Origin of the sequence: Kocuria sp. LHG3120, from assembly GCF_049897445.1 — a bacterium.
Classification (GTDB): domain Bacteria; phylum Actinomycetota; class Actinomycetes; order Actinomycetales; family Micrococcaceae; genus Kocuria; species Kocuria rosea.
Map to the genome: position 1 here is coordinate 1 of NZ_JAFCWG010000014.1, position 19,803 is coordinate 19,803.

Genomic DNA, 19,803 nt, shown 5'->3' on the forward strand with positions numbered 1-19,803 from the left:
CGGGAACACCACCTCGTGGCCGAGCCGCTCGAGCACCCGCACGGTGGCCAGCGCGACGCGCGGATACATCGCGTCCACGATGCACGTGGCGAACAGGGCGATTCTCATGCGACCTCCGGGAACAGGAGAACGAGGACGGGCGAAGAAGGAAAAAGGGTCGATGCGAGGACACCGCACCGCCTGTGGTCTGACCATAGTAGGACTATGAGCCGCACCACACAATCAGGGCGGCAGGCGGCGAAAACATTGCGCCGCAGGGGTTGGAGGTGTGACCTGGCTCATGTACTCTTCGTGGTCAGACCATTGTGGTCCGACCATACGGTGGTCGCGTGTGAGGTCCTTCCCGAACTCGTATGCGGGAAGCACCGAACGACCACCCGACCGACACCAGGTCTGTACTGCTCTCCGCAACTCTCAGGGGAGCGCATCGAGATCACTGGGGCCGGGATGAGCTACGCATCGCGTCCCGGAAACCTCGACCCAGCCCGTACCACGCACCCGGCCCGACCCGGCACCCGCGATCCTCCGGGGCAGGGCCCAGAAAGGATCTGTCCGTGGACAATCTCGCTGTCCTGAGCCTTCTGGCTCTGCTGCCCCTGCTGTTGGTGGGTGTGCTGTTGGCCGGTTTCCGCTGGCCGGCGAAGTTCGCGATGCCGGTGGGCTACCTCGCGGCCGTCGTGGTGGCGCTGACCGTGTGGCAGATGAGCTTCACCGGAGTGCTGGCCGCCACCATCGAGGGCCTGATCGTGGCCATCACCATGCTCTACATCGTCTTCGGCGCCCTGCTGCTGCTCGCCACGCTCACCGTGGGCGGGGCCATGGCCACCATCCGCGCTGGCTTCAACAACATCTCGGCCGACCGGCGGATCCAGGCCATCATCATTGGCTGGCTCTTCGGCTCCTTCATCGAGGGCGTCTCTGGCTTCGGCACCACCGCCGCGGTCGTGGCCCCGCTGCTGCTGGCCATGGGCTTCCCCGCGATGGCCGCCGTCATGATCGGCCTCATCGTCCAGTCCACCCCCGTGAGCTTCGGGGCGGTCGGCACGCCCATCCTCGTCGGGGTCGCCAACGGCCTGGGCGGGGACCCCGCGGTCGCTCAGCGCGTCGAGATTCTGGGTGTGACCATGCCCGAGTTCATCAATTCGATCGGCTTCTACACCGCGGCCATCCACGCGATCGTGGGCATCCTCATCCCGCTGATCCTCGTGACCCTGCTGACCGGGTTCTTCGGCCCCGACCGGCGCTTCCGCGACGGGCTGGCCGTGTGGCCCTTCGCCGTCTACGCCTCCCTGGCCATGACCGTCCCCTACGTGCTGGTGGCCCGCTTCCTCGGCCCCGAGTTCCCCTCAATGTTCGGCGGGCTCCTCGGCATGGTGCTGGTGATGTTCACCTCCAGCCGCGGCTTCCTCATGCCCAAGGACACCTTCCAGTTCGGCCCGCGCGCCGACTGGCCCACCCGCTGGATGGGCACCATCGAACCGGCCGAGGCCACCGACGTCTCCACCCACATGAGCACGGTCCGCGCCTGGGCGCCCTACGCCCTGATGGCGGGGCTGCTGGTGGCCACCCGTGTCATCGCCCCGCTGAAGGAATGGCTGACCGGCCTGGCGATCCCGTTCGAGAACATCCTGGGCACCGAGATCACCACCACTGTCCAGCCGTTCTACCTCCCCGGCTTCGTGCTGATCCTCGCCTCGGCCTTCGCCTACCTACTGCACCGGATGAACTCCCGCGAGATCGCCCAGACCCTCAAGATCTCGGCCGGCCAGCTCGCCGGCACCGCCGCCGCCCTGCTCTTCGCCGTGCCCCTGGTGCGCGTGCTCATCCAGTCCGGCCCGGCCCTCAACGACTCGGGGCTCTCCAGCATGCCGGTGACCCTCGCCGAGGGGGCCGCCGCGATCTCGGGCAGCTCCTGGCCCGTGATCGCCCCCTGGATCGGCGCGCTGGGTGCCTTCGTGGCCGGGTCCAACACCGTGTCGAACCTGACGTTCTCCCAGTTCCAGTTCTCCACCGGTGCCGCGATCGGACTCGACCGGCCCGAGCTCGTGGTCGCCGCCCAGGCTGTGGGTGGGGCCGGTGGCAACCCGATCGCGATCCACAACATCGTGGCGGCCTCCGCCACCGTGGGCCTGCTCGGGCGCGAAGGCGACCTGCTGCGCAAGACGATCATCGTGACCACCTACTACTGCCTCGCGGGCGGTGCGGTCGCGTACCTCTTCATCCACGGGGTGGGTCTCAACCTGGGCACCGTCATGCTGGTCCTGCTCGTCGCCGGACTGGCCCTCATCGCCCGCTGGTTGTGGCGCAAGGACGCGCCCGCCAGGAGCGAGCTCCGGGTCTGATCCGGCACGTGGGGCCGGTGCCGACGGCATGTCAGGTGCCGGCCCCACGCCTCCGGGGCCCCGAGGCTGCGCCCGACCCATCCGGTCAGGTGCAGCCTCGCGGTCTCTCTAGAATGGTCCGGTTCCCCATATACCCTCCAGGAGCCCCTCGTGCCCGCGGTCACACGCACCTACACCCTCGTCCTTGACTGGCTCGAGGAACGCCTGCGCTCCGGGGAGATCTCGGTGGGCGACAGACTGCCCGCAGAGCGCCACCTGGCCGAGGAGTTCGGGATCTCCCGCGCCTCGGTCCGCGAAGCATTCCGGGTCCTCGACGCCATGGGCCTGGTCCGTTCCTCCACCGGGTCCGGGCCCAACGCCGGGGCGATCGTCATCTCGGACCCCTCGGCCGCACTCGGCTGGGCGCTGCGGATGCACGTGGCCAACCGGTCCTTGCGCATCCGCGATCTGGCGCAAACCCGACTGCTGCTCGAGACCCAGTCCGCCCACGAAGCCGCCACCGCCCCGGACACTCCCCAACGCACCGCGATACTCGACCAGGCCACCGAACTGGTGGCCGCCATGGACGACCCGGACCTGCCGGACGAGCGCTTCCACGCCCACGACGCGCAGTTCCACATCCTGCTCGCCTCTCTGGCCGGCAACGTGGTGGTCGAGACGATTATGTCCTCGCTGCGCCAAGCCACCATCGGCTACGTCCAGGAGACCGTCGCCGACCTCGAGGACTGGCCGAAGGTACGCCAGACCCTTCAGGAACAGCACAAGAGCATCCTGGAGGCCTTCCAGCAGCGCCGAGGCGCAGACGCCGCCGACGCCCTGCGCCACCACATCATCTGGTTCTTCGAACTCAGCGACCACCGCTAAAAAGCGGTACCCAGAGTCCCGCATCACCCAGGATCGTTGACCGCTGCGCACTGACCGTTCCCGTCAACACGGGACCGCGTGCACGAACCACCCCAGGCACATCCCAGCGGACTGCATACTCACACCTCAAGAGCCTCCGGCTCCAGCCGGCCGCGACCGACCCCTGCCTCGTGCCGCCGCGGGGAAGCCATGCGCGTTCCAGGCCGAGAACACCGCGCGCCGATACCGCACCACGGAGCGCATCACATCGGGACGACCACGCACCATGGGCTCACCGCACTCCGGATGACCACCCCGAGGCCACAACCCAACCCAGAAGCGCCGACGAAAGGCACCGCCACCATGACCAGCCCCGACCCCGGCCCCGTCCCCGTCCCCGTGGAGGACTGCACCGTGCTGCAAGCAGGTGATCGCATCGATGTCCACCTTGCCGGTGACCTCTACTACCGCGGACTCGTCGAGGAGACCATGCCACTCCTCCACGTGGTGTGGGCCCGAGAACTCGGAACCGGCGAACGGAAAATGTTCTCCACCGACGAGAACCGCATCTTTCGGCACCCACCACCAGCCACCCCAGAAAAGCGCTGACGAAGACCTCTCCTGAAGGCACGCTCCACCGTTGTGACGGAAATCCGTGGAGCGCATGGATGCCAGACGCCCAAGGGCCGACATGGAGCCCGGCCGCTAACCGGGCCATATGTAAAGCCGGTAAGGGTGAACGGTTCCCGGTTGGATGTCTTCTAGGGTGTGGCCATGACCGAGCCCACCCGTCCTAGTGTCCTCGCCGATGCCCGTTCGATCGCTGCCGCCGACCCCGCGGGGCAAGGCACCGTCGCGACGCTGCTGAGCTATCCGGGGCTGCACGCGGTGGCCGCCCACCGCATCGCCCACCGCCTGTGGTCCACCCGGTGGGGCAGACCCGCCGCCCAGGCCATCGCCACCGCCTCCGCGAAGGCCACCGGGATCACCATTCACCCTGGTGCGGTGATCGGGCACCGGCTGTTCATCGACCATGGCAGCGAGGTTGTTCTCGGAGAGACCAGCGTGATCGGTGACGACGTGACCATCTACCAAGGGGCGAGCTTCGTCGGGGATGGCTCCCCGGGTCGGCGCCACGCCGTTGTCGGGGACGGGGTGCTCATCGGTTCCGGGGCGAAGGTCATCGGCCCGATCACCATTGGGGCGGGGGCGAAGATCGGCGCTGGCGCCGTGGTGACCCGTGACGTCGCGGCCGACACCACGGTCGTGGGCATCGACGTGTAATGATCTCACGCCGCAGCTCAGACGTAACGTCGGATCTGCGTGACGGCGCCAGTCACGCTGCGGGGCGAGCCTGCGTCTGTTTGCGGCTCAGGCCAGTCGTGGCCACTCCATCTCCATGGCGTGCCAGGGCTGGCCGTTCACCTCGGTGCTGCGCACCTGGCCGGTCTCTTTGAACCCCAGGTCCTCGTAGACGCGTCGAGCTAGGACGTTGTGCGAGTACACGCCCAGTTTCATGGCCGGCACCTCCGTGGTCTCGAAGCCCGTGCGCACCGCCTCCCTGATCAGCTCCCGCCCCAGACCACGCCCGCGAGCTGCCGGGTCGAGGAGGACGCAGCCGAGCCGCATCATGGCCGCGTCAGCGTCGACGAGCAGGGAAGCGTGACCGACCGGATGCCCCGACTCCGGGTCCAGCCCGGTCCAATACCGGCGTTGATCATTGTGCAGGTAGCTCTCCAGCTGACCCCGATCCAGCGGCCAGGTGAACGTGCGCCCGGACCAGAGCACCATGTCCGCCTCGGACGGCACCCAGCCCAAGAGGAAGTCCAAGTCGGCTGGGACCGTCTCTCGCAGGCGCATGTCCCCATGCTAGGAATGCCACCACGTGGGCCGGTCCAGATGCTGGTCGAGCCGCATGATCGACGAGGAACCCTTGATGAAACACGGCACCGGGATGTGAGGTAGTCGCACGACGCGTGGAACACGGGGTGACCGACCGACACGCACGGTGCGAGCGGGGTGCCAAGGACGGAGGCATTCCCTTATAGCGTGGACAGACCTACCCCAGGAGGTTCCTCGTGATGGACGTCGCCGGCTTCGGAGCGTTCCTTGGACTGTTCATCTGGTTGCTCATGGTCGCCTTCACCTTGTGGTTGCTCTATTGGGTGGTGCGCAAGGGCGTCACCGCCGGCGTCAAGGACTACGCGCACCAGCACGGCGACCGCAGCGGCAGCTGGCAGCCATAGCCCCCAGCACCGTCCCGGTCGGAGACCAGGACCCCATCCTCGATGCGCCAAGGAGCCCCCGCCGTGCAGCGATCCACCCGTGTCCTCAGCCTCGCCGTTGCCGCTATCACCTCCCTGGCCCTCACCGGGTGCGAGGACAACCTGCTGCTCCAAGACAGACCAGAACCCCTTTCCCAGGTCACGCCCACCGCGATCACCCCCGACCCGGGGTGCACCATCTCCGAAGGCGCCATGGGCCCGGGGCAGAGCGAGGACCTCACCACAGCACCCCCGTCCCTGAGGTTGAGCTGCGACGGCCGGTCCCTGAGCCTGGCCGGCGATTACACGAACAAGACCGCCAACAGCTTCTTCCCGGACCACACCGCCATCAAAGCGGCCATCGTCGTCGACGGCGAAGCCCGCATCTGGCACCTCCTCGGCCCCCGGGGAGAGGAGGAGGGATGCCTGACCATTCAGCGCCTCGACGAGACCAGCGCCTCCCGCGACGAGTGCGACGCCGATCGGCTCAGCCAGTGGCAGGACAGCGACCCCGCCGCAGAAACCCGCGACACCCCCGCAGCCCAGATCCCCTAGGGGCTGCCCCACGGAACAACAGCTGCCCCAAAAGGAACCCCTGCTGCAACGCAACAGGTCAAGGAGTCAAGCGATCCGGGGGCAGTCCCCCTGCTTCCAGGGCGGCGAGCAGGCCGGTCTCGGTGTGCATGTTGCGCACGAAGGGGACCATCGACTCCAGCTGCTCGGTCGTGGCGTTGATCTTTGCCTCGTAGGTCGCCACGACGTTCAGCCCGGCGTCCACTACGGCGGCGGCGACCTGCAGCGGCACGAAGCGCGGGTTCGGCTCCCCCGGGGGCGGTCTGCGGCAGCCCGGTGGACTCGAAGTCCACGAACAGGTAGTCGGGGGCGTCTGCGCCCGGCGCCGGGGCGATCACAGTGGCGAGCACACCGCGCACCAGGCCTATCACGGGGCGGTACCCGGCGTCGACCAGATCCGCCTCGTCGGCCTCGCTCAGTCCGGCGGCCGTGAAGGAGACCTCCACGTAGGGCAGCTCTGGCGCCCACCCGTCGACGTCGAAAGCGGTGCTGGACTGGAACTCGCTGGACGGGGCAGTGGCGTTGAGGAACACCTTGCCGTTGGAGGTGTTCAGCTGCAAGAAACCGAGGATCGGGGCGCCGGTCGTCTCGATCTCCGTGGCGGCCGCGGAGGCGGCGGGGGTCGTGGTGCTCATGGGGTCCTTCCCGACGGTGAACTCTGTGGGGACGGCACCCATGTGTGCGGACACCCCAAGAGGCCGCGCCAGGGTGCGGACATGGGAACGGAGGGTCTGCACTGGGGAGACAGGCCCTCCGTTGATGGCTGCGGCTGGATCAGCTGGTCTGGGCGGCGGCCTCCTGGCCGTCGACCATCCGCTCCCAGTGCTCGAGCTGGATCCGCACCTCGTCCCCGACGGCCGTCTGTACCTCCGCGGCCAGGCGCCGCCCCTCCTGCCGGGAGGCCTCGTATGCCTGCGCCGAGGGCCAGCCGCGCTCCTCGTCGTAGTGGCGGGCGAAGTCGGACGTCCACGCCAGGACCTGCTCGGTGAGCTCTGCCGGCAGCGGGAACTCCTCCTGGCTCATCAGGCTCTCGGGGCCGAAGAACGGCCAGGGGCAGCCGTGCTCGTTGAACATGCGGACCGTGATCGGTGCGGGCATCAGCACGAGCCTCCTGGGATGGACGTGATTACTCGACGGTTGGTCGAGGAGATGATAATCCGAGGATAGAACGTCTTCACGACGGCGCCGCGGGAGTTCCGGATCTGGACTGGGGTGGTGTAGCAGTACTTACCGCTGCCCTGGAAGGCGGTCTTGGACGGAGCGGCCAGCGCCTGCTTGGTGGCGAAGTCCATGAAGTCGTCCCAGTTCGCCCGCAACGGGTACATCTTGTTCTGCCAGTCCTGCTGGTGGCGGGAACGGATGTGCCGGTAGCCGTAGCCGGCGTCGGTGCCGCACTCCATCTTGATATAGCCCCCGGAGAAGCCCGATCGGGCGCGGGCGTTGTACGTGGTGACGATGTGGGATGGGCGGTTCAGGACGTTGCAGTTCAATGAGTCGATCGGGCCCAGCAGCATTGGTGTGAACATGTCGTCGTCCTTCTGGGGCGAGGACTGCTGGTCGGGCTCCTCAATCGTCAACGTCTGGCGGGTGGTGGGGGCGTAGAGCACGAGCTCGTTGTCGTCGGGCTGGGGCGGCGGAGCGGCCAGGGCTGGGCCGACTGAGCCAGTGACAGCCATGATGAGGCCGAGCAACAGAGCGTAGCGTGAAGTAGATTTCAAGCGCATCGAGACTCTCTTTTCCTGCGGAGTGGACGTGTCTGCGGTGCCCGGGTCGGCACTCAAGTGCACAATGTGCGGACAGCACACCACGACCAGTTGCAAAAGAGAACGGCCGAAAGGATGTTTCGGACATGGGAACGGAGGGTCTGCTCTGGGGATGCAGACCCTCCGTCTCATGGTTCCGAGGTCAGGCGGGACCGGGTGCTACCGATGCTGGGGTAGGGCTCGAGGTCAGCCACCTTGGTGGTGCGTGAACCTCATGTGTGCGGCGCGTGCCCAAGAGGTTCGCGGACCCACGCATAAGGTTCAAGCCGGGGTGGCCGCGCGCTCCAATTCGGCCAGCCGGTCGCGCACTTGAACCATGACCTCCTGCGGCCGAGGTGCCTTCGAGTACGGGACCACCGAGACAGGAACCCCTATTGCAACTCCGTTCTCCCAGGAAGTGTCCGGTAGCCGGCCATATGTAAAGCGGTGGAGGCGCCCCGACTCCCTCACTCGACTCCGCACTTCCTGCGCGGGGCTTGGTATCGGTGTGGGGTGGCAGCGACAGGACAATCAGGGTGCTGCGCGGTCTTTTCCGACTCATGCGTGTGGTGGCCGATCGTGCGGATCGGTCATCGATGACGACGGTGATGACGTGTGGTCATCGGGTACGAGTGAGCGGGTCCATCCGGCGAACGTGGTCGTGCGCCAACTCTCGGGCCGATTGCAACCCCCTCTCCTCAGGATCGCGACTTCCTCGCGTTATGGGCAGCCGATGACGACACCTATACTTGCAAATGAAATGCAAGATTAAGAATGGATGAGTCACGTGACCAGTCGCCCACGGCTCCACGGCCGCGCGTCATGGCATCGCCGGAGTGCCGCACCGATCCGCATCTGGATGGGCGTGCTGCTGGTCGTCATCTTGGTCCATCGCTGGGTTCCTGACTTCCGCTGGGTGATGGTGCACCTGGTGACCCTGGGCTTGATCACCAATTCGATCATGGTGTGGTCCCAGCACTTCACCGAGTCGTTGCTGAAGAACCGGCTGCCCGATGGCGCCAGGAGACGGCAACTGGCCCGCATCCGCACGCTCAACGTCGGGATCGTGCTGCTGATCGCCGGGTTGCTGAGCACCTGGTACTGGCTGACCGTGCTGGCGGCGGTCCTGATCGGGGCCGCGCTGACCTGGCACGGCACTGCGCTGCTGGGGCAGCTGCGCACGGCGCTGCCGTCGCGATTCGCTGTGACCGTGAAGTATTACGTGGTGGCGGCGTTCCTGTTGCCCGTCGGGGCGGTGCTGGGGGCCGTGCTGGCCGCCGGGCTGTCCGCACCGTGGCATGCCCGGGTCCTGTTGGCGCACGAGGCGACCAATGTGCTGGGCTTCGTGGGGTTGACGGTCGCGGGCACGCTGCTGACGCTGTGGCCCACGATCTTGCGCACCCGCATGGTCGGTTTCTCCTCTCGGATCACCGCAGTCGCTCTGCCGGTGATGACCGGGGGGATCGTGACCACGGTCGGGGGATCCCTGCTCGGGACGGTGTGGGTGACGGTGGCCGGTCTGGCCGCCTACATCTGTGGGCTGGTGGCCGTGGCGGTGGTCATGGCCGGCACCGCTTGCCGTCGGCGGCCGGCCGACTATGCGGGCTTCTCCGTGGCTGCCGGGGTGATGTGGTGGTTGGCCACGACGGTGGTGATCACCTGGCTGGTGGCCGGGCACGGATTCGAGACCGCGGTGCTGCGGCAGCTGACCGTGCCGTTCGTGGCCGGTTTCCTGGCCCAAGTACTGCTGGGGGCCATGACTTATCTCCTGCCTGTCACGATGGGCGGCGGCCCGGCGACCGTGCGGGCCGCCAATCAGGTGATCAACCGGGCGGCCATGTTCCGTGTGGTGGTCATCAATCTGTGCGTGCTGCTGTTCAGTCTGCCCCCCGGTCTGTTGCCGTCCTGGGTACGAGCCGTGGTCTCGGTGCTGGGGGCCGCGGTGTTCTTCGCCTTTGTTCCTCTGATGGTCTCTGCGGCCAAGGTCTCGGTGGCCGGGCGGAAGGCCGCTGCGGCACCGCCGTCTCGAAACCGGGCCCGGGCGGACACGTCGGCACCGAGCCCGGCTGCCCCGGGCGGGGAGGTGCCGGCTTCCCGGCATGTCCGCGGGGCAGTGGCCGGGGTCCTCACCGTGGCCACCGCGGTGGTGGTGGGCATCGCGCTGAATCCGGCGGCGGCCGGCTTCGATCTTCGCGCTCAGGGCGCCGGCCCGGTGCAGGCCACCGGAAGGACCACCACCGTGGAGGTCAGCGCCGAGGAGGGCATGCGGTTCGAGCCGGCCTCGGTGGAGGTCCCGGTGGGTGACGAGCTGGTGATCGAGCTGACGAACAACGACCCCACGAACGTCCATGACCTCGTCCTGGCTTCCGGGGCCAGCAGCGGCCGGGTGGCCCTCGGGCAGACCGTGACCGTCGATGCCGGGGTGATCGGTGGGTCGGTGGAGGGTTGGTGCTCGATCGTCGGGCACAAGAGCATGGGCATGGGCTTCGACGTCATCGCGGTCGACGCAGACGGTACCGCCGTGGCTGCGGCACCGGCGGCAGCGCAGGAGGCGCCCGGGCACCCCGGCCTGCACGCGCCCGCCTCGGATCCAGCCGCGGATCCGGCCGCGGATCCAGACCCGGCCGTGGACTTCGGCGCCGCACCCGGGGATCAGTTCGACACCCGCTCCCCCGTGCTGGAACCGGTGGACGGTGAGCCGGAGAGCGGGCGCCGGGTGCACCGGGTGGAGCTCGAGGTCGAGGAGATACCGCAGGAGATCGCCCCGGGAATGCAGTTGCAGGGGTGGACCTACAACGGCCGGTACATGGGCCCGACCCTGCACGGGCGGGTGGGCGATGTCTTCGAGATCACCCTGGTCAATGACGGTTCGATGGGGCATTCGGTGGACTTCCACGCCGGTGCACTCGCCCCGGACGGGCCGATGCGCACCATCGCCCCGGGAGAGTCGCTGGTCTACCGGTTCGAGGCCGTTCGCTCAGGCATCTGGCTCTACCACTGCTCCACAGCTCCGATGAGCACGCATCTGGCGGCCGGGATGTTCGGGGCCGTGGTGATCGACCCGCCCGGTCTGCCGGGCGTGGACCGGGAGTTCCTGCTGGTGCAGAACGAGACCTATCTCTCCCCGGCCGGGGACACTGCCGATGGAGGGGCGAACGCGGTGGTGGCCCCGGAGCGGGTCGCGCAGGGCGTGCCGTCGCTGACGATGTTCAACGGGCACGCCACCCAGTACGTCCACGACCCGCTCACTGCGCGGACCGGTGAACGGGTGCGGATCTGGGTGTTGGCCGCCGGGCCGTCGAAGGGGATGAGTTTCCATGTGGTGGGTGGCCAGTTCGACACCGTCTACAAGGAGGGCGCCTATCTCCTGCCTCCGGGTGGCACCGGGCAGGGCGGGGCCCAGGTCCTGGACCTGGCACCGGCCCAGGGCGGGTTCGTGGAGCTGGAGTTCTCCGAGCCCGGGACCTACCCGTTCGTCAATCACTCCCTGGCCGAGGCCGAACGCGGGGCCAGAGGGCTGATCCGGGTTTCCCCGTGACACCTCCTCTGCGCGCCCGACGAAGCCCACTCGTACCTGCCTGTCAGGACGACAGTCAAAGGTTTGTGACGCTCCCGCCCGCCCGAAGGGCAGAGCGCGGTGGAGGCCGTGTGAGTGGCCGGGACCCACCGGTACGGCCACAACGAACCCGTCCATCGCTACCGAAAGGAATGATCATGGTGCAGAAGTCGTCGTTGACCGCCCTGGCCCGCCACCAGCTGGAGATCGCCCAGCAGGCCCCGAGTGGGCGCAGCGCTCACACAGTGTTCGGCGGCCATGAGCAGGTGATGCGCCAGACCGTCATCGCGCTGCGAGCCGGCTCCGGGTTGAACGAGCACAACAATCCCGGTGAGGCCACCGTGCACGTCCTCCACGGACGAGTGCTCCTGAGCGCCGGGGAGCTTCAGTGGAACGGATCCCCAGGGGATCTGCTCATCGTCCCGCAGGCCCGTCACGGGCTGGAAGCGGTGGAGGACTCCGTCGTGCTGTTGAGCGTGGCCAAACACCGCTGAATTCCCGATGCGCGGCCACGGCACCCGCTACCGCGCACAATGATCGCCCAACTTCCCGTTGAGCGACGATGCGGCACCCGCTTGGTGCTCGCACCGGGACCCGCTGGAGAACCCGATGCCAGCTCGGGCATGAACCGCCAGAATCCTGATCCTGCCGAACCCATCAGAGGAGCAAAATATGCTGTCAGACACCGCCTACCCCGTCGTGAAGGCCACCCTGCCCGTGGTCGGGGAGAACATCCAGGAGATTGCCCGGCGCTTCTACGCGCACATGTTCGGCGAGCACCCCGAGCTGCTGGACGGGCTGTTCAACCGCGGCAACCAGGCCGACGGCCGTCAGCAGCAGGCCCTGGCCGGGTCCGTGGCCGGCTACGCCGGATATCTGGTGAACCGGCCCACCGAGCTGCCCGACCATCTGCTCTCGCGCATCGCGCACAAGCACGTCTCCCTCGGGCTGCACCCGGACCAGTACCAGATCGTCCATGACCACCTCATGTGGGCCATCGTCGATGTCCTCGGCGAGGCCGTCACCGAGGAGGTCGCCGCGGCCTGGGACGAGGTGTACTGGCTGATGGCCAATGCGCTGATCACCCAGGAGCGTGGCCTCTACGAGGCCACCCGCCTGTCCCCGGACACCGTGTGGCGCACCTGGCGGGTGGCCGAGAAGATCCCGGAGACCGCCGACGTCACGACCTTCGTGGTGGAGCGCGTCGATGAGCGGGAGGTCAAGCCCTCACTGCCGGGCCAGTACGTCACGTGCAAGATGCCGATGCCCGACGGGGTGCACCAACCGCGCCAGTACAGCCTCACGAAGGCCGACGACGGGCGGCACCGGGTGTTCGCCGTCAAGCGCGTCCACGGCAATGGCACCCCGGCCGGAGAGATGTCGACCCTGTTGCACGATCAGGTGCAGGTCGGCGACGAGATCACCCTCTCGGCGCCCTTCGGGGACGTGGTCCTGGAGTACACCGACCGGCCGGTCGTGCTGGTCAGCGCCGGGATCGGCATCACCCCGATGGCCGGGATGCTCTCCCACCTGGTGGCGGCCGCAGCTCAGCGCAAGGTGGTGCTGCTGCACGCTGATGCCTCCCCTGAGGCCTTCGCGCTGCGCACCCAGGTCACCACCGACCTCGAAAAACTGATGGACGGGTCCCTGGCCGTGTGGTTCGAACACCCCTCCCCCACCCCGGGGACGAACGAACACGCCGGGCTGATGGGTCTGCGGTCGGTGGAGCTGCCCGCCCAGGCCCAGTACTACCTGTGCGGGCCCCTGCCGTTCATGCAGGCGGTGCGCAGCGACCTCATCGCCCACGCAGTGCCGGCCAAGGACATCCAGTACGAGGTGTTCGGCCCCGACCTGTGGCTCGCCGATTTCGAGTAGGAACGCAAGTTCTGAGGAGGATGTCATGACCGAGGAGTACGAGGAAAGAATCGAAACGCTGTCGGCCAGTGCTTGCTGGACGCTGTTGCGGGCGACCGGCATCGGCCGTCTGGCGGTCTGGGTGGAGGACCACCCGGAGATCTTCCCGATCAACTACGTGGTGGATCACAGCAGCTTGGTGTTCCGCACCACGGAAGGCACCAAGCTCTCGGCGGCTCTCTCAGGTGTGCCCGTGGCCCTGGAGATCGACGGGTACGAAGCGTCGGTCAACCGGGCGTGGAGCGTGGTGGTCAAGGGACGGTCCGAGCAGATCCGCGGTATCGAGGAACTGACCGACACGCTGAGCCTGCCGCTGCTGCCCTGGCAGAGTGGACCGAAGGGACGGTTCGTGCGCATCGGCCCCACCACCGTGTCGGGACGCCGGTTCCAGGTGGCCGACCCGAAGGCGTGGCGCACCGGTCTGTCGGAGGCACCGCGTTCACCCGTGGACTGACCCACCGCAACGCCGACCGTCTGGGTCGGTTCTTCAGTCCAGCCCTGTGGCCTCGCCCGTGCGAGGCCACAGGGCTCGACGACGAGCACCGGTGACACTGGGCGATGCGCCGGGGCCGGCAGTGCTGCCGGTGTCAGCAGTCCGCTCTGACTCCGCCCTGCTCGGTCCTGCTGGCTCCACCCACCGTCCCCGTGGCGAGGCCATGCGAGCCCCGGAACAGGGACGGGGCCGCGGTGGTGGCGGGCGCGTTCATCCACGGCATCACCAGGCACCTCGACACCGCAGCTGGGGTTGTGCCAGGAGCCGGGGCAGGATCAGGTGTCTTGTGGATCCGCAGCAGGTACCGGTACGACCGCGATGACGTCCTGAATGGTGTGGGCGGCGCCGTGATCCGGTGCCTGCCGGGTGCGTAGTGCCGCGAGGTATCCGGCGACATAGGCCGTGACCGGCACGGCGGGGCGAGCCACCCCGGTGGAGACTACCCCGGCCAGAGCCAGCAGGTCGTCCAGAGGCACGTCCATGGCGTCCAGCTCGAACTCGGTCTTGAGCTGGGCGATCCATTCGGAGAGCAGGCGTCGTTCCTCAGACGTCATCTTCTTCGCCATGCCGCGTTCCTTTCCTCGGGGTCTTCTGTCAGCTGAGCCGGAACTTGTGCACGTCGTCCCAAGTGTCCACGTCCGCGGTGGCGTCCTCGGCCACAGTGACCTCCTGCAGGAGAAGGTCGTGGGTGAAGGAGCGTACCGAGCGGTTGGTGGGGTCCTGGTCCGCGTAGGCCGCGCGCAGCGCCTCGGTGCGGTACAGGGCGGCCAGCGGCTGGCGGCGACCGTCGGGGGTGACGCCGATGTGTCCGTCCGTTTCGGGCGCGGCCCCGGCGGACCCCAGCAGCAGGGGTACGGCGCGGGCCACTTCGGGCATGTCGCAGGCCAGGGTCATGGTCCAGTCCGCCAACGGCAGCGCCTCGAGGGCGGCCAGCCCGGCCGCGATGCCCGCAGCCGGCCCGGAGAACGGCGGATCCTCCCGGGTGCGCAGAACGCCCGCGGGGACGGCCAGCTCCGCGGGTCCGACCACAACGACCCCGGCAGCCCCTTGGACCGCTTCCACCGTGAGTTCCACGAGGGTGCGCCCGTTTCGCCGCAGGCTCGCCTTGGGTGTGCCGCCCAGCCGGGAGGATCGGCCCCCGGCCAGGACCACAACATGGAAGAGCAGAGCGCCGGCCGGAGTGTTCATCCGCCGGAAAAGGGCGGCAGGACGTCGAGCACGGCCCCGTCCGGGATCTCGGCCGCCGCATCTGGGCAGGCCACCCCGTCGAGCAGGAAGCTGGCACGGGACAGCACCTGGCCCAGCAGCGGTTGTCCAGGCACCGGTTGCTGGTGGCGTTGCGCGAGCAGTACCTCCACATCAGCGCGGGTACGGGGCGCGCCGTCTCCGGTGGGCAGCTCAAGGGTCTCGGCCTCGGTCCCGGCGGCTGCGCGTGCAGCCGCGAAGTACCGTACCCGCATGGTCGTACTGGTCGCGGAGGTCAGGGTACGGGGGTTGCTCTCTGTGGTGTTCTGGGTCATCGTTCCTGTTCCGGTCGGTGTGGTGGGGCGGCCACGGGTTCAGCCCCCGATCGCGCTCATCGGCCGCTCCGGCTGGACGTAGTCGGGTGAGTCCAGGCCCGTGTGGTCCATGCCGTGGGCGGCCGGCTTGGCCCACATCGCCGCCCGCCACCGCTCGGCGAGCTCGGCGTCGGTCGCACCGGCGCGCAGCAGCGGCAGCAGCTCGACCTCCTCGTGGGAGAACAGGCAGGACCGGACCCTGCCCTCGGCGGTGATCCGGGTCCGCTTGCAGTCGGCGCAGAAGGGCTCCGTCACCGAGGCGATGACACCCACGGTCCCCAGCGGCGCCTCCCCGGCCCCGGGAACCTCCTCGGGGGCCCCGGCGGGGGTGGTGGGGTGGACGTCCCAGAGCTCGGCCGGGGCGCCGTCGCGGGCGCCGGGGTGCGGGGTGAGCCGGAACCGGGTGCTGAGCCGGTGGCGGATCTGCGCGGCGGTGACCATCTCCGCCCGGGTCCAGCCGTGGTCGGCGTCCAGCGGCATCTGCTCGATGAACCGTAGGGCGAAACCGCGCTCCAGGGCCCAGGCGAGCAGCTCGGGGGCCTCGTGGTCGTTGACCCCGCGCATTAGCACCGCGTTGATCTTCACCGGGGCCAGCCCGGCGGCGGCCGCGGCCTCGGCCCCGGCCAGCACCTGCGCCAGGCGGTCCCGGCGGGCCAGGGCCCGGTAGGTCGCCGCGTCCAGGGTGTCCAAGGAGATGTTGATCCGGCTCAGCCCGGCCGCGGCCAGGGCCTGGGCCCGGGTAGCGAGGCCGATGCCGTTGGTGGTGAGCGAGACCGGCAGCTGCGGGTGGGCGGTGCGCACCCCGGCCACGATCTCCTCCAGGTCGGCCCGCACCAGGGGTTCCCCGCCGGTCAGGCGCAGCTCGGTGATCCCCAGCTGCCGGACCCCGACGTCGACGATGCGGGTGATCTCACCGGCGCTCATCAGCCGGGCGGCGGGCAGCCAGGGCAGGCCCTTGGCGGGCATGCAGTAGGTGCAGCGCAGATTGCACTTGTCGATGACCGACAGCCGCAGGTCGGTGGCCCGGCGGCCGTGCCGGTCGGCGAGCCCCGCCTCCCGGGGCGCGCCGCTGGGGCCCGGACCGGCACCGCGGATCTGCGGAAGTCCCAGGGAAACGCCCATGTCACCGCCTCCAACATATCGATCAGCGCAATAGCACAGACATCACTTGCGTTATTTGACCCACCTTATGGGGTCACCTTGCTGGTCCCCAAAAGTTACTGATCGTTCCTTGGGTTGCGCACAACACCGTGCGTCCCGGGCATTAGGGACACGATTAGGGCAGGCCGATATGACGAAATCCCAGTGATTCGAATCGAACGATTTTCGAAGCTTTCGGCTAGGGGAGCCAACCGCCCTAGATCCCCGACATGCCGCCTCAGGAAGCGCAATGGGCTCGCCTTCTGAAACAAAGTTCTCTTTCTGAAACATATGACACGTCAGCATTTACCACGGAATGCATTATGGCCAGAACAAGTCGTGGCGCGACGATCAGTAACGCGTAAGAATGGCATTCTTGCCGGCGCATTACTAGGTTTCTTTCCATGACGACCGAATCCGTCCCGCCGCGCACCGATGGTCCTGCCTCCGACGCCCTGCTCAAGCTCGGGAAGTTCTTCACCCGCTGGGAGGAGTCACCGGACGGCCGCGCGGTCTTCCGCGAGGGCGGGCGGGCCGGGGACGCGTTCTACCGGAACCGGTGGAGCCACGACAAGGTGGTCCGCTCCACGCACGGGGTGAACTGCACAGGCTCCTGCTCCTGGAAGATCTATGTCAAGGATGGGATCATCACCTGGGAGGCCCAAGAGACCGACTACCCCTCCGTGGGCCCGGACCGCCCGGAGTACGAACCACGCGGCTGCCCCCGCGGGGCCGCCTTCTCCTGGTACACCTACTCCCCCACCCGCGTGCGCTATCCGTACGTGCGCGGGGTGCTGCTGGAGATGTACCGGGCCGCCAAGGCAGAGGTCGGCGGGGACCCCGTCCTGGCCTGGCAGGCCGTGGTCGGGGACCCGGAGAAGCGCCGGGCGTTCCAGCAGGCCCGGGGCAAGGGCGGGCTGGTGCGCTCCAGCTGGCAGGAGGCCCTCGAGATGACCGCGGCCGCCCACGTGCACACGATCAAGACCTACGGCCCGGACCGGGTCACCGGGTTCTCCCCGATCCCCGCGATGTCCATGGTTTCCCACGCGGCCGGCGCCCGGTTCTTCAACCTCATCGGCGGGGTGATGAACAGTTTCTACGACTGGTACGCGGACCTGCCGGTGGCCAGCCCCCAGGTCTTCGGCGACCAGACGGACGTGCCCGAGTCGGGCGACTGGTGGGATGCGACCTATCTGATGATGTGGGGCTCCAACATCCCGGTCACCCGCACCCCGGACGCGCACTGGATGGTCGAGGCCCGCTACCGCGGCACCAAGGTCGTCTCGGTGAGTCCCGACTACTCCGACAACACGAAGTTCGCCGACGAGTGGCTGCCCGCCCAGGCCGGCACCGACGCCGCCCTGGCCATGGCCATGGGGCATGTGATCCTGAAGGAGAACTTCGTGGACCGGCGGGTCCCGTTCTTCGAGGACTACGTGGTGCAGTACACCGACCTGCCCTTCCTCGTCACCCTCGAGCAGCGCCCAGACGGCACCGTGGTGCCCGGCAAGTTCCTCACTGCCCAGGACCTGGGGCAGACAGAGGCCGCGGACGCGGCGTTCAAGACCGTGCTCCTGGACCGGGACGCGGGCACTCCGGTGGTGCCCCAGGGGTCGACGGGCTTCCGCTACAACGAGGCCGACGAGGGGAAGTGGAACCTGGACCTGCAGGGGGTGCGCCCGGCCCTGTCCGTCGCCGACTCGGCGTCCTACGAGCAGGCCACTAGCGTGATCGATCTGCCCGCGTTCACCGATGCCACGGGCGAGGGCTCGGTGGTCCACCGCGGGGTGCCGGTCACCGAAGTGGCCGGACGCACGGTGACCACGGTCTTCGACCTCATGCTCGCCCAGTATGGGGTGGGCCGGGCCGGGCTACCCGGCCAGTGGGCGTCCGGGTACGACGACGTGGAGACCCCCTACACCCCCGCGTGGCAGGAGGAGATCACCTCGGTCCCGGCGGCGGCGGTGGCCCGCATCGCCCGGGAGTTCGCCACCAACGCGGAGAAGTCCGGCGGCCGGTCGATGATCATTCTCGGGGCCGGCATCTGCCAGTGGTACCACGGGGACGTCACCTACCGGGCGATCTTGGCGATGCTGATGCTGTGCGGGTGTCAGGGCCGCAACGGCGGCGGGTGGGCGCACTACGTGGGCCAGGAGAAGACCCGACCGATCACCGGCCAGGCCACGATGGCCGCGGCCACCGACTGGACCCGCCCGCCGCGGTTCATGATCGGCACCGCGTTCTGGTACATGCACACCGACCAGTTCCGCTCCGACGGGTACTCCTCCGACTCGCTGCAGTCCCCGCTGGCCCAGGGTCACCTGAAGGGCATGCACACCGCCGACGTGGTCGCCAAGTCCACCCGCATGGGGTGGATGCCGTTCTTCCCGCAGTTCGACCAGAACTCCCTGGACGTGGCCGACGCCGCTTCCGAGGGTGTGGCCCGCGGGGAAGCACCTGATGAGGCCCGGTGGGTCGCGGATCGACTCAAGGCGCAGGACATGCGTTTCGCCGTCGAGGACGTCGACGCTCCGCAGAACTGGCCGCGCACCCTGATGCTGTGGCGTTCCAACCTGCTGGGCTCCTCCGCTAAGGGTGAGGAGTACTTCCTCAAGCACCTGCTGGGCACCCACCACAACGTCCTGGGCTCCGACCACTCCACCTCCCGCCCGAAGGACGTGACCTGGCACGAGCAGGCCCCGGAGGGCAAGCTCGACCTGCTCGTATCGGCCGACTTCCGGATGACCAGCTCCACCCTGCTCTCCGACGTCGTGTTCCCCGCCGCGACCTGGTACGAGAAGCACGACCTGTCCTCCACCGACATGCACCCCTACGTGCACGCCTTCACCCCGGCGATCAACCCGCCGTGGGAAGCGAAGACGGACTACGACCTGTTCCGGCTGCTCGCCGAGGAGTTCTCCCGGCAGGCGAAGGTGCACCTCGGGGTGCGCAAGGACATGGTGGCCACCGCGCTCACCCACGACACCCCGGGCGAGCTCGCCCAACCCGGGGGCCACGCCCCGGACTGGAAGGGCACCGACGTCCCGGCGGTACCGGGCAAGAACCTGCCGAACCTCCAGGTGGTGGAGCGCGACTACACCGCGGTCGGGGAGAAGTTCTCCGCGGTCGGGCCACTGGCTGAGAAGCTGGGCCTCACCACGAAGTACATCACCTACGACGTCTCCCACCAGGTGGACCAGCTGGCCCGCCTGCACGGGGTGTTCGACTCCGGGGCCGCGGCAGGCCGACCGGTGATCAACACCGACGCGCGGATGGCCGAGGCCATCCTCCTCTTCTCCGGCACCACCAACGGGGAGCTGGCCGTGCAGGGCTTCGAGACCCTCGAGAAGCGCACCGGGGTGGAGCTCGCAGACCTC

Annotated in this window: 19 protein-coding genes and 1 pseudogene; 11 read left to right on the top strand and 9 right to left on the bottom strand. The window is 68.4% G+C overall.

Going from position 1 to position 19,803, the window contains the following annotated elements:
* A pseudogene (locus tag ACP7CD_RS18150) lies at positions 1 to 195 on the bottom strand (hypothetical protein); the annotation flags it as partial.
* A 359-nt stretch (positions 196 to 554) separates the two neighbouring features.
* Between ACP7CD_RS18150 and ACP7CD_RS18155 the strand changes: the two are divergent.
* From ACP7CD_RS18155 to epsC, 4 genes are all read left to right on the top strand, one after another.
* Positions 555 to 2,342 carry an L-lactate permease gene (locus tag ACP7CD_RS18155; RefSeq protein WP_081994601.1) on the top strand — a complete coding sequence of 596 codons (1,788 nt, stop codon included), beginning with the start codon at positions 555 to 557 and terminating at the stop codon, positions 2,340 to 2,342.
* A 150-nt stretch (positions 2,343 to 2,492) separates the two neighbouring features.
* The gene (locus ACP7CD_RS18160) at positions 2,493 to 3,206 is read left to right on the top strand and encodes a FadR/GntR family transcriptional regulator (protein ID WP_095651903.1); all 714 of its coding nucleotides are present in this window, start codon (positions 2,493 to 2,495) and stop codon (positions 3,204 to 3,206) included.
* Positions 3,207 to 3,548: 342 nt separating this feature from the next.
* A complete protein-coding gene (locus ACP7CD_RS18165; RefSeq protein ID WP_141246871.1) occupies positions 3,549 to 3,794 on the top strand; it encodes a hypothetical protein in 246 nt (81 codons plus the stop codon).
* A 165-nt stretch (positions 3,795 to 3,959) separates the two neighbouring features.
* Positions 3,960 to 4,469: a serine O-acetyltransferase EpsC gene (epsC, locus tag ACP7CD_RS18170; protein ID WP_109244603.1), complete on the top strand. Its 510-nt coding sequence runs from the start codon at positions 3,960 to 3,962 to the stop codon at positions 4,467 to 4,469.
* A gap of 87 nt (positions 4,470 to 4,556) precedes the next feature.
* Here epsC and ACP7CD_RS18175 read toward each other — a convergent pair whose 3' ends face one another.
* Positions 4,557 to 5,045, bottom strand: coding sequence for a GNAT family N-acetyltransferase (locus ACP7CD_RS18175; RefSeq protein WP_272027739.1), 489 nt, complete (start codon positions 5,043 to 5,045; stop codon positions 4,557 to 4,559).
* A gap of 218 nt (positions 5,046 to 5,263) precedes the next feature.
* Between ACP7CD_RS18175 and ACP7CD_RS18180 the strand changes: the two genes are divergently transcribed.
* Together ACP7CD_RS18180 and ACP7CD_RS18185 are read left to right on the top strand one after the other, a co-directional pair.
* Complete coding sequence (locus tag ACP7CD_RS18180) at positions 5,264 to 5,431, top strand: hypothetical protein (RefSeq protein WP_426120815.1); 168 nt, start codon at positions 5,264 to 5,266, stop codon at positions 5,429 to 5,431.
* A gap of 63 nt (positions 5,432 to 5,494) precedes the next feature.
* Positions 5,495 to 6,004: a hypothetical protein gene (locus tag ACP7CD_RS18185; protein ID WP_426120811.1), complete on the top strand. Its 510-nt coding sequence runs from the start codon at positions 5,495 to 5,497 to the stop codon at positions 6,002 to 6,004.
* A gap of 58 nt (positions 6,005 to 6,062) precedes the next feature.
* Here the strand turns inward: ACP7CD_RS18185 and ACP7CD_RS18190 are convergent, their stop codons facing one another.
* From ACP7CD_RS18190 to ACP7CD_RS18200, 3 genes are all read right to left on the bottom strand, one after another.
* Entirely contained in the window at positions 6,063 to 6,254 is a 192-nt protein-coding gene (locus ACP7CD_RS18190; RefSeq protein WP_017834438.1) for a hypothetical protein, read from the bottom strand.
* 542 nt (positions 6,255 to 6,796) lie between these two features.
* Positions 6,797 to 7,120: a hypothetical protein gene (locus ACP7CD_RS18195; RefSeq protein WP_229587287.1), complete on the bottom strand. Its 324-nt coding sequence runs from the start codon at positions 7,118 to 7,120 to the stop codon at positions 6,797 to 6,799.
* Complete coding sequence (locus ACP7CD_RS18200; protein ID WP_251356507.1) at positions 7,120 to 7,698, bottom strand: hypothetical protein; 579 nt, start codon at positions 7,696 to 7,698, stop codon at positions 7,120 to 7,122. Before ACP7CD_RS18200 ends, ACP7CD_RS18195 begins: the two co-directional genes overlap by 1 nt.
* Before the next feature lie 925 nt (positions 7,699 to 8,623).
* On the opposite strand from ACP7CD_RS18200, the gene ACP7CD_RS18205 reads away from it, so the two are divergent.
* The 4 genes from ACP7CD_RS18205 (at position 8,624) to ACP7CD_RS18220 (ending at position 13,688) form a co-directional block, all read left to right on the top strand.
* Positions 8,624 to 11,302, top strand: coding sequence for a multicopper oxidase domain-containing protein (locus ACP7CD_RS18205; protein ID WP_082697048.1), 2,679 nt, complete (start codon positions 8,624 to 8,626; stop codon positions 11,300 to 11,302).
* Between the two features lie 179 nt (positions 11,303 to 11,481).
* The gene (locus ACP7CD_RS18210; protein WP_058874019.1) at positions 11,482 to 11,814 is read left to right on the top strand and encodes a cupin domain-containing protein; all 333 of its coding nucleotides are present in this window, start codon (positions 11,482 to 11,484) and stop codon (positions 11,812 to 11,814) included.
* A 178-nt stretch (positions 11,815 to 11,992) separates the two neighbouring features.
* A complete protein-coding gene (locus ACP7CD_RS18215; RefSeq protein WP_426120812.1) occupies positions 11,993 to 13,195 on the top strand; it encodes a globin domain-containing protein in 1,203 nt (400 codons plus the stop codon).
* Positions 13,196 to 13,220: 25 nt separating this feature from the next.
* Positions 13,221 to 13,688 (top strand): pyridoxamine 5'-phosphate oxidase family protein, encoded by a 468-nt coding sequence (locus tag ACP7CD_RS18220; RefSeq protein WP_058874003.1) that lies wholly within the window; start codon positions 13,221 to 13,223, stop codon positions 13,686 to 13,688.
* A 314-nt stretch (positions 13,689 to 14,002) separates the two neighbouring features.
* Here the strand turns inward: ACP7CD_RS18220 and ACP7CD_RS18225 are convergent, their stop codons facing one another.
* From ACP7CD_RS18225 to moaA, 4 genes are read right to left on the bottom strand one after another with little or no spacing between them, the layout of a single operon-like run.
* Positions 14,003 to 14,293 carry a DUF6457 domain-containing protein gene (locus ACP7CD_RS18225; protein WP_058874004.1) on the bottom strand — a complete coding sequence of 97 codons (291 nt, stop codon included), beginning with the start codon at positions 14,291 to 14,293 and terminating at the stop codon, positions 14,003 to 14,005.
* Between the two features lie 28 nt (positions 14,294 to 14,321).
* Positions 14,322 to 14,915, bottom strand: coding sequence for a molybdenum cofactor guanylyltransferase (gene mobA / locus ACP7CD_RS18230; RefSeq protein ID WP_051063819.1), 594 nt, complete (start codon positions 14,913 to 14,915; stop codon positions 14,322 to 14,324).
* A complete protein-coding gene (locus ACP7CD_RS18235; RefSeq protein ID WP_017834538.1) occupies positions 14,912 to 15,247 on the bottom strand; it encodes a MoaD/ThiS family protein in 336 nt (111 codons plus the stop codon). The genes mobA and ACP7CD_RS18235 overlap by 4 nt, the downstream gene beginning before the upstream one ends.
* A 39-nt stretch (positions 15,248 to 15,286) precedes the next feature.
* Entirely contained in the window at positions 15,287 to 16,408 is a 1,122-nt protein-coding gene (gene moaA, locus ACP7CD_RS18240) for a GTP 3',8-cyclase MoaA (RefSeq protein WP_058874006.1), read from the bottom strand.
* Positions 16,409 to 16,830: 422 nt separating this feature from the next.
* On the opposite strand from moaA, the gene ACP7CD_RS18245 reads away from it, so the two are divergent.
* Positions 16,831 to 19,803: nitrate reductase subunit alpha (locus ACP7CD_RS18245; protein ID WP_426120814.1), on the top strand; the 2,973-nt coding region annotated here is incomplete at its 3' end.